Source organism: Pseudomonas sp. LFS074, assembly GCF_047978165.1.
Taxonomy (GTDB): Bacteria; Pseudomonadota; Gammaproteobacteria; order Pseudomonadales; family Pseudomonadaceae; genus Aquipseudomonas; species Aquipseudomonas putida_P.
On sequence record NZ_JBFPFV010000001.1, the window covers coordinates 1574162 to 1590558 of the forward strand.

Below are 16397 nucleotides of genomic sequence, written 5' to 3' on the forward strand. Positions count from 1 at the left end.
TTATTTAGGAGGCTTGGTATGTCTGGTAAAACGGCGTTGCATTCCGGTGCGTTCAATTTCTTGAGTTTCATCAGTAATGGTGTTGATCCGCGTACAGGCCAGTATGGCCTGAGTATCGCGTTGCCTGTGTTGCGTGGTGACTATCTTGGGGGGGTGGAGTTTCCATTGAGGCTCAGCTATAGCTCGATGGGGGCGGGGGACTTTGGATATGGGCAAGGTTGGGATATCAATCTAAGTAGTTTCATCGAGGATGCCTACCCTGCCGGGGGAGGGGCACTTTCGCTGTATACCGGTGAGCGATTTACAGTGGACGGCGTGGAGAGTATTAGCGAGAAAAAGCTGGACTTTTTCCATTTTCACAAGGATGGCGATGGGCTGTACCGGGTCGAGCACAAGGACACACCACTGACGGAAGTGCTGCAGCCCGTTAATATCGGTACAAGGAAGTTGCCCCCAACGAATGGCTTGACCTCGATTCCACCGAAGCCCCTACCAGATCTTGCAGGTGCCAAGCCTGTGCAAGTCCTCTATAAAACTGCACTCCATCCCTAAGGAACCCCAGCAATGCACATGGAAGAGCACACACTGAGCGAAATGGACGATGAGCTGAAACTCATGCTCGGCCGCTTTCGGCACGAACAATTCGTCGAGAAACTCGGATGGCGGCTGCCCGCCCATCCGAGCCAGGCAGGTTGTGAATGGGATCAATACGACACCGAACACGCCCGCTACCTCCTGGCGTTCAATGCAGACCGCGCCATCGTTGGCTGCGCCCGGCTGATTCCCACCACGCTCCCCAACCTGCTTGAAGGGGTGTTCAGCCATGCCTGCGCCGGGGCGCCGCCCAAGCATCCAGCCGTCTGGGAAATGACTCGCTTCACCACCTGCGAACCGCAATTGGCGATGCCGTTGTTCTGGAGAAGCCTCAAGACGGCCGCCCTGGCGGGCGCAGAGGCCATCGTCGGGATCGTCAACAGCACCATGGAGCGCTATTACAAAATCAACGGAGTCCACTACGAACGGCTGGGCCCGGTCACGGTGCACCAGAATGAGAAAATCCTCGCCATCAAACTCTCGGCCCACCGCGAGCACCATCGCAGCGCGGTCGCACCGTCAGCCTTCATGTCCGGCACATTATTGAAAGAGACAGCTTGATACGGGCCGAGTCGTCCTTTTTGAATGCCCCTCAGATATAGCCCATCGCGACTGCGTAAGACACTGCCTGCACGCGGTTACTGGCGCCGATTTTGCGCTGGATGTTGCGGTGATGGTAATTCACGGTATCGGTGCACACCCCCATGATCACGCCGATTTCCTCCGAGGTCTTGCCGTCGGCCGTCCAGCGCAGCACATCACATTCCCTCCCACTGAACGCCACGCCCGTATTGAAGACACGCACGTCGCTCTCCAGCTCGGAAATTTTCTCGTGGGCCGCGGCGGCAAAGGCTCTGGTCACCGGCTTCAAGGCTTCAAATTCCTGAAGGCTGATGGGGTTGTTCTTGCGCGCCAGGCTTAACACCCCGACCCTCCCCTGGGCGTTGAACGAGGGTTGTGCCAGGCCGTGGCATAAATGTGAATCCTTGGCTTCAGACCACAGGTCCGCGCATCCCCGGAACAACTCATTGCTCCATAGAATGGGGGCCGACGAGACTTTGCTGTGCTTCACCGTGGGATCGATCACCGCGTAGTTAGCCGCCTGATATCGCTGCACCCAGTCCTCGGGGTAATTGCCGTACATATAAGTCCTGGGCCGCATGAACGGGGTCACGCTGCACATGCCGTAGGCAAAAAAATCAAACCGTAGTTCGCGCAAGGCCCTCAACGCGACAGCCGTAAACTCCTGCATATCCATGGTTCGCGCAAAGATACTATAAAAGTACGCATCCCATCCCAACTGCTGCCCTAATTCCATTTTGAGCACCACTAAAGTTGAAAACAGGCCGTTAGACTAGACCAACCTGAATCTCTGTCAACAAGCAAAATCACATCGTCATAGAAGGCTTTGCGCTAGCACTAGATTCATTGCGCCTAATCCAACCAACTACTTAGAACATTGCATCCCGGCGATGTTAGTAAGCCATTACCGCCTCTCAGCCGACGAATGAACCTGCCTCTTCACAATAATGCAACAGTTCATTCGGTGGGCTGCAGCCAACCCGTTCATACGCTAATCACTACAAGATCTGGTAGTCCACCCCCAAGAAACGCAGGTGTATAAACAACACCCGCTCAGCACCGCCAATGCTGCCGAAAAAAATCTATGCCGATTCAAGGCGTTGCTTGGAGTTCGTCTATCGTGACAATCCGCAATTGCCAGGTACCCCCTGCCTGAGTGAAGTGTTTGATTCAGGTGTGGGTGGGGGGCGGCCAGCTCGCCTGTTGTTGATTGAGTACTCGGGCGATATGGTCATCACCTTGTACCCGGATCAACCGGAGGCGAGGGCCAGTTACACCCTCAAGTTCAACGGGCGGCGGCTGGAACGTGTGGTGTTGCCCACCGATGAATTGGCGTACTGGGAGTTTTCCTACCAGCAGGTGCATGGGCAAACCTGTGTGAGCCGGGTGCGAACGCCGACGGGCGCGGTCGAGCATATCGAGTACGGTGTTGACGGTGACCCTGGCCACAAGCTCCCAGGGGTTGAGCAATATTTGCCGCGGGTCAAGCGCCACCGCATTGTTCCGGGTTTTGGCCAACCCGATACAGTGACCGAGTATGACTATTCCACGACCAACTTCGTGGGCAATGGCAGCTCAATCGTCTGGAACAACAATGGCCGCGATAACCTCTACGAGGTGACGGATGCCAACTATTCCTATTGGAGTAAAACCACCGAGCGCTGCCCAGGACAGGCGGATCGCACCGTCTTGTCAACCTACGACCGCTTCCACCGCAGTGTCGAGGTAAAACAGGTTCAGGGCCAATGTGTGAATACCACGGTCAGCCAATACCCTGGCAATCCGGCGGAGCCCTTCATAAAGCAACCTGCGAACTTCCAGCTGGCGAGCCTTTCGACCCAGACCTGGCAAGTGGAGGGAAATGCGGCGATTGGCAAGGCCGAACACGCTACCACCTATGACGTGTTTGGCAACCTGATAAGCGAAGTGCCCGCCACGGGCGTCGAGACGTTGTACGAATATTACCCCGCTGCAGGCGAGCTGGGCAGTTGCCCGGCAGACCCGCAGAACTTTGTGCGCTGGCGCAAGAGCCAGACCATTAACCCATCATCCGTAGGCGAGGCCGCAACCACGCGCACGCAGTTCGTCTATAAAGCGCTCGACCCGGTTCCGCTGCCCGACGGCACGCCCGACTATATTGCCAAACAGTGGCTCGTGGAAAAAGAACAGCATTTTTTTGAGCTGCAAGGTGACGCCAAGGTGCCGGTACCGCTGAGCCATTCGCTTACCGATTACCATGAATCCACAGCGGACTTGTTGAGTTATGGGCGGCCAAGCATCACGACTTTCACCATGGGCGACCAGGATACGACCACGTCGTACACCTACACGACAGAGGTCGTGGAACACCATCCAGCCTTGGTGGCCACTCAAGTGGTGACGGGCTTCGATCATGGCCAAGCGCTGGAAGACGGCACCCTTCGCGATGTTCAGAAAACTATCGTCCTGAAGCACTCGGCATTGATCGGTGAGCCATTGTTCAACCGGGATGACAACGATGTGGAAATTGCCTATGCCTATGATCGACTGGCCCGTGTGATCAGTGAGACCGTTGCACCCAACGATCCCATTTACAGGGCCTATCGCACTTACAGCTATGTGCTGGCGGTTCTTGACGAACCGGCTGTGCAGACGTCGAGCGATGTCAAGCGCGTAACGACCCGATCGAAACTCGATGGTTTGGGCCGTGTATTCGAAGAGGAGCGTATGGACGCCGATAGTGCCGAAGTATGGCGACGCCAGGCGTATCGCAAGAGCTATTCGGCTGTTTACAACGCTTACGGCCAACTTGAGGAAGAAACCGAATACGACTGGATGGCGGATGAGGTTTCCGAGCAGGGGGTTCACCGTCCAGTCGACCTGCCGTTGACGGTGCGCTATGGCTACGATGACTGGGGCCAGCAGGCGTGGCAAATTGGGCCTGATGCTATCCGCCACGTTGAAGAGACGAACCCGGTGGGTAACCAGAACTCGGCGTTTATGCCTATCAAGCGCAGTTGGCGGGAGTCAGAAGATCGCGCTGACGCAAGTGGCGTGACCGAAACTTGGTTCAACCGGTTCGATGAACCCACCCAGGTCAGGCGCTTCAAGTCCAGGGACGATACCGTTGCATACAGCCAACATACCTATCATTACGATGGCCTGGGGCGTGTGGCCCGGGAAGTGGCGGCCGATCAGTCCGTCACGCTGAGTACTTACGATCCCTTCGGCCGGTTGCTGGAGCAGACCCTCCCCGACAGGTCGGTGGTAACCCGCCGCTATGCGGACTTCGACAGTGGCGACCTTCCGGCATACATCGGTGTCAATGGCATCGAGCTGGGCACACAAACCTTCGATGGCCTCAAGCGGCTATACAAGTCTGATACGGGTGGGCGTAAGCGCACTCTGTACTATAAACCTGGGCAAAACCGGCCGGAGAGGGTGTTTACGCCCTCCAAGCAATGGGTCGATTACGAATATAACCCCGTGTTGGGTGAAGAGCCGCTAAAGCGAGTATCCAGCCGGTTCACGGCTGATTACCAGTACGATTCGGAAAACGCCCGGCTGTTGAGCTGTACCGAAGATGGGCAAACCCTGGAAAGGGAGTATTTCAGTACCGGGCAGATGAAGTTGGAGAGGCGCAAGGAGGGCGACGAAGTCTTTGAAATGCAGTATGCATTCAGCTACCGCGAACGCATGCTGAGCTACACCGATGTGCTGGGCCAGGTGCAAGACTATGAGTATGACGCGGCCGGGCGTTTGCTGCAGACCACGCTGGGCTCGACGGTAGCAATGTTCGCGTACGACACGCTGGGCAGAACGTCGGAAATCGCAACGCGTGATGGCGACAACTTCCTCATTACTCAGTTGGAATATGACGATTTCGATCGTGAGACGCTTCGCCGTTTCGATATGAAGGGTGAGATACAGACGTTGACCCAGCGGTACGATGAATGTGACCGCATCGTGGTGAAAACCTTGTGGCCAGGGGAGCCGGGAGAAGACCAGCGGCGACAAGCCGAGGTGTACGCTGATCGTGTTCGGGGCAAGGTGTTTCAACCCGCCGCGTCTGCAGATGTCAATGAGCGGTTGAAAAACATCTACGCAAAGCACAAGCCCTTTAATTCGGGAGCTGGCGGTGTGCTGAACGGAGAAAACTGGCTCAGGAACGAGGTCTATGCGTACGAGAGTCGCGGTCGCTTGTATGACTATAAATGCAGTGGCGAATTGGCCCCAGTCGACCCGCAAGGGCATGTGATCCGTGGCCAGGCATTTGAGTTTGATGCCCTGGACAATATTGTGCTGGTTATCACCGAACTGACAGATAAAGACACGGACGCGCCGGGTGAAAATGTGGCCGAGTACTTCTTCGAATATGAAGACCCTGCGCAGCTCAGCAAAATAACCAATAGCTATGAAGGGTATACAGCCGAGCAGAGGTTGACGTATGACGATGACGGCAACCTTGAAGACGATGGTGAGGGCATGGAAATGGAATATGACGCCACGGGTAGGCTGAGGTCAGTCGTCAAGGCGGGGGGGACCTCGAACTATTACTATGATGGTGTTGATCGTTTGAGTGGGCAGAGTTGATCCTGTGCTTGTAGCCTTGCTACCCCTTGAGAGCCCGCGCTAGCGCGGGTTTTTTTTGTTTTGGCCGGTACGCAGATAATATAACGGCCATGTTGGCAACTGACAAATTTGCCAGTTGTGCGGGGGGAGGATGTGGATTTCAATGATCACGTAGCTGTCCGCGCAGCCCCTTATGTTGAGTGTCTAATATGAAAGTAGAATTGAAAGGGAAAATTAAAGTAAAAATTAAAGAAAAGGTGAGCGGTAAAAAAAGCAAGCCCTCAGGCCGTAAGCGTGTTTTTGCGCCTGTCTCACCTCAGATCGATCCGGCCCTGATAGCAGACCCCACCGATAATACGATGCTGAGCTCGGCCTTGACAGATGATGCAGTCGATATTGATTTGACCATCACTGATTGGGGGGCAGCAGGTGATCCCAATGTAGGGGAGTTTGACCAGATGTGGCTGTTGCATCTGCCAGACGGTGGGGCCGAGGAGGAGCTGCACAATGGTCAGTATGATAGAAACAGTGTTTTCCCCTTTGACGTTACTCTGGATAAGGATCAGGTAAAAAGATGGGGTGAAGGCGGTCATACTTTTTTTATCAGGGTCGTCCCTTATAACAACCCCCTGCCTGTAGATTTTCCCCCGTTACACTTGATCTTTGATCGTGTCGCTCCCTACCCCAATCAAATGCCCAATCCATTCCCGGCTATTGCTGCCGTGTTAGACACCAATATTGGTTCGGTTGAGCTCACATTGCCTGGCTATCCACTTCCGAGTGACACCACTTATCCCGGTTGGGATGCTAAAGATACCGTAGGGTGGGTCTGGCGCAAGCAAGTGCCTGTTGATCCGGGTGACCTGGTACCAGACGGCACCGCGCTTGTCACTACAGTGCCTCTGACGATACCGGTGCCTCAGAATGTTATTGAGGATGAGGGGGACGGTGGCATCCTTATCGCCTACATTCTTCAGGACAAGGCCGGTAATCGCAGTGCCGTGTCTAGGGCCACGCGCGTTACGGTGGCGCTAGGGAATTTGCCTGTCCCGGCGGATTTCCAGAAGCCTCTGGTGTTAGACATGAACAACGGTGTGGTGGATCAGGACGCCGTGCTTAAAGGTATAGAAGTGCAGATTGATGCCTTCCAGCATTTCAAATCGTCGGATCTGATTACCCTCCATTGGGGCACACATGATTTCGCTGAGCGGGCAGTGGGTACGTTCCCGGTCAAGCAGGCTATTCCTGCCAGTGTTATTCTGGATATTTACGGCAAAGGCTCTACAGGCGTCAAACCGGTCGATGTAACGTATGAAGTGCGGCGTGGCGATCACCCATTGGGCGGTGAGAGTGACACATTCGATGTCAACCTTGAGCGCATTGGCCCGATCGTGCCCGACCCTGATCCGGAGTGGCCGGGGCCTGTAAATCCGCAAATGGCCCTGCCGGATGTATATGGAGGCAATGATAACCAGAAAAATCACCTGACCGAGAACGATGATGGCGCCGATGCCGAGTTGAGAGTAACGATCGACGCTGCATTCGCGGAAGATGATCTGGTTGAGTTTTACTACACCGATGAACATGTCATCGAAGCGGATTATAAACTTGAGCAGGCCGACCCTGGCAACGAAATCAAAGTGACCATCCCGTGGGCATACATTCTTCGACACGACAACGGCAACCGCTTTGCTCACTATGAAGTCAGCCGTGCAGGTGTGCCGAACAAGGCTGCTTCTGGACCTCAGCCAATTGTGGTGGAGGCTATTGTCATACACCCGGAAGCTGCGGAGATCCTGGGTGGTTTTGTAAGCGGAGGGCGCCTGTGGCTGAACTGCACTTCGTTGTTTGACCCTGCGGATCCAACTGATGTTAACCCTGATGTGCGTATCAATATCCCTGACCTGAGCAAATGGTTGGCCAACGGTGAAGACTTGACACTGACCTGGACGGCGACCCAGGGAACTGCTCCTGGTGGGCTCGATATACCAAATGCTAAGTTTGAAAAAACTATTCAGTTGAATGCGACTAACCCACCCACCGGGTTCGTTTGGCGAATCCCTTATGCCGATGGCCTGAAGCCGATTTACGAGTTCAATCAGGCAGTTACTTATGATGGGCTGGCGACTTTCATTTATGCATTTGAACGTAATGGTAAAACGATCACATCCGAGCCTGCCGTGGCAGTGGTATCCATGCACTCGTTTACCGCCGAATGCCTACTTGTTCGTCCTTGAGTGTTGGCGATCCGGCATGCGGGCTGGGTTTGCTGAAAAGTCGCATCAATTACAGGACTTTTCCTACTCGCGATTGGGTGATTTCTTAATAGCCTTTCTCACGTTTTTGCTGCCCGTTTGCGGGTTAATCGATGAGGCTAAAGTGCAATGATCAAAAGGCGCAACTTCACCCTGTCCCCCTTGGCGTCAGCCATTGGGCAACTCTTGCTAGGCGCCTCTGCTGTGCTCTTCACTGGGCCTGCAGGTGCCCTGGCGCTGGTGGACGATGAGCAACAAATCGGTGCCAGTACCCCGGTTGACAGCTACAGGGTCAATGACGGCGGGCGCTTGGTAGCCGAGGGGGCTACCACTCAGCAGATCGACGTGCGCACAGGCGGAGGTCTACAGCTTGAGGGCTCCACGGTATCCGCCACGGGTGTCGCTGCAGTCATGGTCAATGGCGGTGCTTCGGCAACCATCGCCAATGGCTCGCGCCTGACCAGCAACCTGTTTGGCCTCGATGTACTGCGCAGTGCGACGGCGGGTTCAACGGTGTCGGTAACGGGCAGCCATATCGAAGGCGGGGTCGGCGGTGCCAGGGTGGCCGGGAGTTCTCATCTTTCCCTGACCGACAGCACCCTGGTGAGTACCGGGGCAGCCGGTGCTGCTTTGCTATTTGGCGATGCTCGGCTGGATGCGACCAACAGCCAGCTGACCGGTGCCACGGATGGCATCCGGGTGGTGGGCGATGCGCTTTCGACTGAAGCTGCATCGCTCAATCTGCAGGGCTCGCGGGTGGAGGGCCAGAATGGCGCTGCCATCCGGGTGGGTAGCGCAAACCAGGCGCCCGGCGATGCGGCGATCACCATCAGCGGCGGTACTACGCTGGTTGGCAGCAATGGCAACCTGCTGGAAGTGGCGAACGGCTCCAACGCTACGATGCTGGTGGAGGGTAGCAACCTGGTAGGTGATGTCCTGGTGGAGGACGGTTCCAGCGCCAAGCTGACCTTGGGCAACCAGGCCAGCCTGACCGGGCGCCTGACCAATGTCGAGAGCTTGGCACTGAATGACGGCGGGCGCTGGAACATGGTCGAGGACAGTGAGGTCGCACAACTGGCCATGGCGGGGGGGGCGGTACGTTTCGGTGAAGCCACGCAGTACCAGCGCCTGACCCTTGGCAACTTGTCGGGCAGTGGCACGTTCATCATGGATGCCGATTTCAGTACAGGCGAAACCGACTTCCTGGACATCACCGGCACGGCAACCGGCAACCATAGTCTGCTGGTCGGCAGCAGCGGCAATGAACCCACGCAGGAAAACAGCCTGCACCTGGTTCATGCGGCGGCGGGGGATGCGCAGTTCTCGCTGCTTAACGGCCCGGTGGACCTCGGGGCGTTCTCCTATAGCCTTGTGCAGCGCGGCAATGACTGGTTCCTGGATGGCGCGACCAAAACGATAAGCCCAGGTACCGAGGCGGCCATGGCCTTGTTCAATACTGCGCCCACGGTGTGGTACGGCGAGTTGTCTTCCCTGCGCAGCCGCATGGGTGAGTTGCGGCTTGACGAGCGCAATGCGGGCCTGTGGGCCCGCAGCTATGGCAACAAATATAACGTTTCGGCCTCGACCGGTACGCCCTACAGCCAAGTTCAGCAGGGCTTCTCGCTGGGGGCCGATACGCCGTTGCCGTGGGGCGATGGTCAATGGCTGGCCGGGGTTATGGCGGGCTACAGCAGCTCAGACCTGAACCTGACCCGAGGCGCTTCGGGCGAGGTGAAAAGCTATTACCTGGGGCTGTATGCCACTTGGCTGGATGCCCAGACCGGCTATTACCTCGACAGCGTGGTCAAGCTGAACCGCTTCGACAACCAGGCCAAGGTAAGTCTCAGTGATGGCCAGCGTACCGAGGGCGATTATGACAACGTTGGCGTGGGGGCGTCGGTAGAGTTCGGTCGCCACCTGGCGCTGAATGATGGCTATTTCGTCGAGCCTTTCGGGCAACTGTCGGTCGTTGGTATCCAGGGCAAGGACTACCACCTGGACAATGGCTTGAAGGCCGACGGTGATACGACGCACTCGGTGCTGGGCAAGGCCGGCGCCACGGCGGGGCGTACCTTGAAGCTTGAGGGTGGGCAGTGGCTGCAACCTTATGTGCGCCTGGCTTATGTGCACGAATTCGCCAACAACAACCTGGTCAAGGTCAACGATCACCGTTTCGACAACGACCTGTCAGGCTCGCGCGCGGAGCTAGGCATGGGGGTAGCGGTATCGCTGACGGAGCGCCTGCAACTGCATGCCGATTTCGACTACAGCAATGGCAAGGCGCTGGAACAACCTTGGGGTGCCAACCTGGGCGTGCGTTACAGCTGGTAAGCAGCAGGCACCTTTATAGCAGCAAACCATTCACGTTGGAGGTTGAGTGATGCCAAGCAACAAGTCGGACGCGCTTTTTCCTCCACCGTGGGTGGAAGGCTCGCTTGCAAACCTGGTGGGTGGCGCGCTGAACGTCATCCCTCTCGATTTGCTCAAAGCCCCCCTACGTGTGGATGTCACGCCCTGGGACAGTGGTTCGCCCCCAACCCCTGGGAGGCCAGAGACACTTATGCTGATGTGGGACGGCGTACAGGTAGGTGCGCTCAAGCAATGGACGGCACCCATTGCCGCAGATGATTACTTCGTCGAGATTCCCGTTCAAGATCTCAAGAATGACGCTACGCCCGATTTGACCTACAGGGTCAAAGCGTACAACGGGGCTGAACAGGATTCGGCCCCGCTAACGATAACCCTGGACTTGACGGGGCCCAGCCTGGGGGCGGACCGCGGGGCCCTGTTGTTCGATGATGAGGTGATGAGAGATGGCATAACGGAGGATTACCTAAATCGTCACGATCCTGTTATCGCTCTGCTTCCGGATTATCAGACCTTTGTGCCTGGAGACCATATTCGCTGGTTCTGGGACACGCAATTGTATGAAAACAATCTTGTCGCCGAAAAAGTCCTCGAGCAGGGGGATCTCCCCGTCACAGTGGAGATTCCTGGCGATGTCATCCTGGATCGAGGGGATGGGGCGCGTTTTGCACACTACCTGCTATGTGACTATGCCGGTAACCCAAGCACGCCAGTGGAGCCGAAAGTCGTCCAGTTGCAGGTCGATGCGGCGCCGGTGCCCAGAGATTTGAGCTGGCCAGAGGTTTCCCATGCTGTGGGAGAGGAGCAGCAGGTTGTTTTGGACCTGAATTCACGCATGACTTACATGCGGGTCAAGGTGCCAACAGGGGCGGCGTTACCCGGTGAAACGATCGAGGTTTTCTGGGGCGAGCCTGGGCGTGTGGGCAGCTATCAGACAAGTGCAGAAGCGTCGGGCTTCCCCCATGAGTACGAGATCCCGCTGGACAGGATCGCGCCACACAGTGGCAAGGTGTTGACTGTGTATTTTGAGGTGACAGAAACAACGGGTGGTAACGTTCATACGTCATTATCCCGGTTAGTGTTGTGCTTGCCCTTGAATCAAGGGCTTCCCAGGCCGGACGTTCACCCATCCTCGAATGATACGGTCTACCTGTCCCAGGTCCCGGCTGATGGCTTGACCATTACCCTTGCTGCCTGGAAATACATTCATGCGGATCACAGGGTCACCTTGGTCGTCGGCGGCGTGGACACCCAGGGGCAGCCATCGACGCAAGAAGTGCTCAAAGAACATGCCTTGACCCCGGCGGAGGTGCAAAACGGCTTGGGGTTCGACGATACGGTCAAGGCGACCAAGCCTTTTTTGATGTCGCTTAAGCGCGACAAGTTAAGCGTCAGGGTTTTTGTCAGTTTTGATCAGGGCGAGACCTGGCCAGAAGAAGCAAACTTCCCGCTGCTTGACCTGGGCCTGCGCGATTGAGCGGTCGTGCTAAATGGCCGTTACGGATAGCGGTTTTTCTACCAGGCGTGTGGTGCCGCCATAATCGTTGATCGTGGTGAACTGTACTTGAAGGCCCTTGCTGGCCTGGGTTGTCTTCAGTTCAAAGGACTGCGTCTGCATAGGCATGGCCATCAAGGCGGTATCGATTTTTTCGATTTTGCCCGGTGCGCCCACTTCCAAGCGCCCAAAGGTGAAGTGATAGGGCGTGGGGTTAAGGACCTGCAGGAAGGTCTTGCCGTTGTTGCTTGCCAATGACCACTGCAGGCTGTCCAGGTGCTGCTCGGGCACACCCTTCACCTGGCTGGGCCGATAGAACAGCTTGATGCGGGTGCGCAGGGCGATTTTCAGTACGTTGTCCTGCCCGCTGTCTATCTGGGGGATCTCCTGAACATTGAAGTAGAACAGCGATTCTCGATCGGTGGGCAGGTTGTTTGGCAGTGCGTTTATCTTGACCAGTTGTTCACGCTTAGGGTCGAGCCTGAACAAGGTCGGGGATACGGCAAAGGGGACAGCGGTACTGGTGTCGTCGGCTGCGGTGTTGACCCAGGCTTGCGTGGCGTAGGTAATGTTGCTTGGGTTGGCGACAACGATCGAGCTGCTGTGTTGGTCGCCAGGGTGGACAACGCGCGTGGCACTGATCGTCAAGGCCGCTTCGGTGGTTGAAGAAAGCGTCGCCAGACAGGCGAAGCTGAGCGCGTACTTGCGCAGCAGAGTAGTAGACATGGTCGGGCCGGTTTCATTGGCGAAACGAAATACCCCCTGGCAGTGCCAGGGGGCTTGAATTAGCGAATATCGACAGAGAACGAGACGTTGGTGTCGATCTGCCCCTCGGTCACTGTTGCCGAAGTGGTGACAAGGCGCGCCGAGAACACCATGTCGGTGTCGGTAGTGTCGTTAACCTCGTAGCTCATCGACTCAGTACCCGGCGCAAGGCGGGTTGCAAGGTCGTTGATGGCCAGGCCCAGGCCGGTGCTGTAGCCCAGGCCGTCTTTGAGGGCATAGAGGTTGGGATTGGTCTGGTCGGCGCCGTAGCCTGCCTGGTAGGTCGCGTAGGCCTGTTGAGTACCGGTCACGCAGCTTGCCGGGACGCGCAATGCGAAGTGTTTCGGAGAGGTTTCTTCCCCGACCTTGGTGAAGTTGAACGTATTATAGTTGCCCAGGTGGATCAGCGGCAGGCTTGGGCCGCCAGGGGTAACGACTTCGATCGGGCAGGTGCCAGGCCCGCTGACAGTACCTTCGAAGTTGATGATCGAGGCCATTGCCGCGCTGCTGCAGAGGCTAAGTGCAAGCACGGATAGTGTTTTTTTCATTGGATGAACCCTGTCTGGTTGATCGCTGGAAACTCATGTGTCTCAGCGCGTCGGCAGAGTACGCAGGGCACCTCAGGGGGTCTGTAGGCGAAGGCTGAGCTTCCCGGGAAAAAAGGGAAGCGCTTGTGTAGTTCAACACGCCTTCGCCATAGCGGTACTTCGCGAGCTTAGTGGCGGGTATCAGCTGTTGCCGACGCCAGTAGCTGCTTCTGTTCGAACCAGTCGAATGCCTCGCCGCGCTGTTCGCATTCGTAGCGGCGTTCTTCCAGTGCCTGGTACAAGGCCAGTTCTTCATCCGGCATGAAGTGCAGGCAATCGCCGGCAAAGAACCACAGCAGGTCGCGCGGCACCAGGTGAGCGATTTGCGGGTAACGTTGGATGACCTGGCAGATCAGGTCCTGGCCCAGGTACTGGCTTTCCAGTGGGTCCTGCGGTAGCAGGGTCAACAACTCGTCAAAGCGCTCGAGGAACAGGACGTGGCTTTCCTCCGGTACCTGCTCGGCTTCCCCCAGGGCAGCCAGAATGGTGCGCAGGTGGTTCAGAAGTTGTAGGTGGTATGCCTGATGGGGGGTGGCCATGGGGGCGGTCCTCGGGGTGGTTGAAACGGGGCCGGAGTATACGCCGGTTGGGGAAGGGGCCGCAAAACGGCCCCCTGTTTCATCGCACCTTGCCCTGCTCCGGAAGCAGTTGCGCCTTGTCGAAGGCATCCACATCGATCACTGCCCGGCGTGCCTGCTCCGCCGCCTGTAAGCGTTGACCCTCGTCAGCCTGTAATGCACCACTCTGGACTGCCGCATCGATGGCCGACTGCCCAGGTGCCGGCTGTACCTTGCCCTCCTTAAGCGCCTGATGCAGCACTTTGTGCAGTGGCGCAGTCTCGTCTAGTAGGTTGCAGGCCCGTTGCAATGCTGCCACCGGGTCACCCTCGGCCTGGGGTCGGAAGCAGCCGGCGAGCAATTCCTCCAGCGCCGGGTCGCCCTTGCTGCGGCCGATCAGCGCCGCCACTTCGGCATCCAGCTCATCGCTCGGCCCGGTATGGCGGCGGCCGAAGGGGAACACCAGCACGCGCAGAACACAACCGACAAATCGGTTGGGGAAGTTGTCGAGCAGCCGGTCCAGCGCCTTTTCCGCCTGGCCCAGGCTTTCTTCCATGGCCCAGCGCAGCAGTGGCTGCATGTGCTCGGGTGAGCCCAGGTCGTGGTAGCGCTTGAGCGCGGCGCTGGACAGGTACAGGTAGCTGAGCACATCGCCCAGGCGCGCACTCAGGCGTTCGCGGCGCTTGAGCGCGCCACCCAGCAGCATCATCGACAGGTCGGCCAGCAGGGCGAAAGCGGCAGCCTGGCGGTTGAGGGCGCGGAAATACCCTTGGCTCAATGCATCACCCGGTACCGACTCGAAGCGCCCTAGCCCCAGGTTGAACACCAACGTGCTGGCCGCGTTGCCGGCGGCGAACATGATGTGCTTCATCAGTAGCTCGTCGAACTCCCGCAGCGCCTGGTCACGGTCCTCACGGCCGACCAAAGCCATTTCCTTGAGCACGAACGGATGGCAGCGGATGGCGCCCTGGCCGAAGATCATCAGGTTGCGCGAAAGGATGTTGGCGCCTTCGACCGTGATGAAGATCGGTGCCCCTTGCCAGTTGCGCCCCAGGTAGTTGTTCGGCCCCATGATGATGGCCTTGCCGCCGTGCACGTCCATGGCGTGCTGGATGCATTCGCGGCCGCGCTCGGTGAGGTGGTACTTCAGAATCGCCGACAGCACCGAAGGCTTTTCACCGAGGTCCACGGCCTTGGCGGTCAGCAGGCGGGCGCTGTCCATCAGCCAGGCGTTGCCGCCAATGCGTGCCAGCGATTCCTGGATGCCTTCGAAAGCGGCCAGTGGCACGTTGAACTGTTCGCGGATATTGGCGTACTGGCCGGTGACCAGGCTGGTGTACTTGGCCGCGCCGGTGCCGACCGCAGGCAGGGAAATCGAACGGCCTACCGACAGGCAGTTCATCAGCATCATCCAGCCCTTGCCGAGCATGGCCTGCCCACCGATCAGGAAGTCCAGCGGCACGAACACGTCCTTGCCGCTGTTGGGGCCGTTCATGAAGGCGGCGCCCAGCGGCAGGTGGCGCTTGCCGATTTCGACACCAGGCGTGTCGGTGGGGATCAAGGCCAGGCTGATGCCCAGCTCCTGCTCGTCGCCCAACAGGTGGTCCGGGTCGTAGGCTTTGAAGGCCAGGCCCAGCAAGGTCGCGACCGGGCCCAGGGTGATATAGCGCTTTTCCCAGTTCAGGCGCAGGCCCAGCACTTCTGCGCCGTTCCACTGGCCTTTGCAGATGATGCCGGTGTCGGGCATGGCGCCGGCATCGGAGCCGGCCAACGGGCCGGTCAGGGCAAAGCAGGGGATCTCGTCGCCGCGGGCAAGGCGTGGCAGGTAATGGTTGCGTTGTTCGTCGGTGCCGTAATGCAGCAGCAATTCGGCCGGGCCGAGCGAGTTGGGCACCATCACCGTGGAGGCGAGATCGCCGCTGCGGGTGGCCAGTTTCATCGCCACCTGGGAATGAGCGTAGGCCGAAAAGCCTTTGCCGCCGTATTTCTTGGGGATGATCAGGGCGAAGAAGCCATGCTGCTTGATGTGACCCCAGGCTTCGGGTGGCAGGTCCAGGTCCTGACCGATCTGCCAGTCGCTGACCATGGCGCACAGCGCTTCAGTGGGGCCGTCGATGAAGGCCTGTTCTTCGTCGGTCAGTTTCGGTGCCGGGTAGGCCAGCAAGGTACGCCAGTCGGGGCGGCCGCTGAACAGTTCGCCGTCCCACCACACCGTGCCGGCATCGATCGCTTCGCGCTCGGTTTGCGACATGGGCGGCAAGGTACGCTGGAACCAGTTGAAAACCGGCCCGGTGAACACCTTGCGGCGCCAGTCCGGGAGCGCAACCAGGGCGATTTTCAAGGCCAGTACCCCCCAGATCAGGGTCAGCAACCAGCCGGGTGCACTGCTGAAAATGCCCATCAGCAGCACGTAGGCCGCCATGATGCCCAGAATCTGCAAGGGCGCCAGGCGCCGATGCGTGAGGTATGCCGCGCCGATCACCAGCACTACCAACCACAACAGCAACATAATCGGTCCTCCTTGGAACCAAGGGCTTGAGCCGTCCCAGACAGCTTAGACGCAACGCTGTGAACGGCATGTTCTGAACAGTGACAGGGTGTGGCAGCGGGAGTTTCAGTTCATGTGCTTGCCTGTGCTGGTTTC

General features: G+C 57.9%; 11 protein-coding genes. 6 read left to right on the forward strand and 5 right to left on the reverse strand.

Annotation, left to right across the window (positions count from 1 at the left end):
• Positions 1-18: 18 nt before the first annotated feature.
• A complete protein-coding gene (locus ACNQP3_RS07275) occupies positions 19-552 on the forward strand; it encodes a hypothetical protein (RefSeq protein ID WP_416469512.1) in 534 nt (177 codons plus the stop codon).
• A 12-nt stretch (positions 553-564) separates the two neighbouring features.
• The gene (locus tag ACNQP3_RS07280) at positions 565-1155 is read left to right on the forward strand and encodes an acyl-homoserine-lactone synthase (protein ID WP_038635110.1); all 591 of its coding nucleotides are present in this window, start codon (positions 565-567) and stop codon (positions 1153-1155) included.
• Between the two features lie 31 nt (positions 1156-1186).
• On the opposite strand, the gene ACNQP3_RS07285 is transcribed toward ACNQP3_RS07280, so the two are convergent.
• Positions 1187-1912 carry an autoinducer binding domain-containing protein gene (locus ACNQP3_RS07285; RefSeq protein ID WP_038635113.1) on the reverse strand — a complete coding sequence of 242 codons (726 nt, stop codon included), beginning with the start codon at positions 1910-1912 and terminating at the stop codon, positions 1187-1189.
• Positions 1913-2241: 329 nt separating this feature from the next.
• Between ACNQP3_RS07285 and ACNQP3_RS07290 the strand changes: the two genes are divergently transcribed.
• The 4 genes from ACNQP3_RS07290 (at position 2242) to ACNQP3_RS07305 (ending at position 11826) form a co-directional block, all read left to right on the forward strand.
• A complete protein-coding gene (locus ACNQP3_RS07290; RefSeq protein WP_416469513.1) occupies positions 2242-5748 on the forward strand; it encodes a sugar-binding protein in 3507 nt (1168 codons plus the stop codon).
• Positions 5749-5936: 188 nt separating this feature from the next.
• Positions 5937-7964, forward strand: coding sequence for a hypothetical protein (locus tag ACNQP3_RS07295; protein ID WP_264316896.1), 2028 nt, complete (start codon positions 5937-5939; stop codon positions 7962-7964).
• 147 nt (positions 7965-8111) lie between these two features.
• Positions 8112-10313 carry an autotransporter outer membrane beta-barrel domain-containing protein gene (locus tag ACNQP3_RS07300; RefSeq protein WP_264316897.1) on the forward strand — a complete coding sequence of 734 codons (2202 nt, stop codon included), beginning with the start codon at positions 8112-8114 and terminating at the stop codon, positions 10311-10313.
• Positions 10314-10362: 49 nt separating this feature from the next.
• Positions 10363-11826, forward strand: a complete 1464-nt coding sequence (locus ACNQP3_RS07305; protein ID WP_012271138.1) for a hypothetical protein — start codon at positions 10363-10365, stop codon at positions 11824-11826.
• Positions 11827-11835: 9 nt separating this feature from the next.
• On the opposite strand, the gene ACNQP3_RS07310 is transcribed toward ACNQP3_RS07305, so the two are convergent.
• The 4 genes from ACNQP3_RS07310 to ACNQP3_RS07325 form a co-directional block, all read right to left on the reverse strand.
• Positions 11836-12570 (reverse strand): molecular chaperone, encoded by a 735-nt coding sequence (locus ACNQP3_RS07310; RefSeq protein WP_012271139.1) that lies wholly within the window; start codon positions 12568-12570, stop codon positions 11836-11838.
• Between the two features lie 59 nt (positions 12571-12629).
• Complete coding sequence (locus ACNQP3_RS07315) at positions 12630-13106, reverse strand: fimbrial protein (protein WP_012271140.1); 477 nt, start codon at positions 13104-13106, stop codon at positions 12630-12632.
• A gap of 218 nt (positions 13107-13324) precedes the next feature.
• The gene (locus ACNQP3_RS07320; RefSeq protein WP_012271141.1) at positions 13325-13735 is read right to left on the reverse strand and encodes a PA2817 family protein; all 411 of its coding nucleotides are present in this window, start codon (positions 13733-13735) and stop codon (positions 13325-13327) included.
• Positions 13736-13814: 79 nt separating this feature from the next.
• Positions 13815-16262, reverse strand: coding sequence for an acyl-CoA dehydrogenase (locus ACNQP3_RS07325; RefSeq protein WP_264316898.1), 2448 nt, complete (start codon positions 16260-16262; stop codon positions 13815-13817).
• Between the last annotated feature and the right edge of the window lie 135 nt (positions 16263-16397).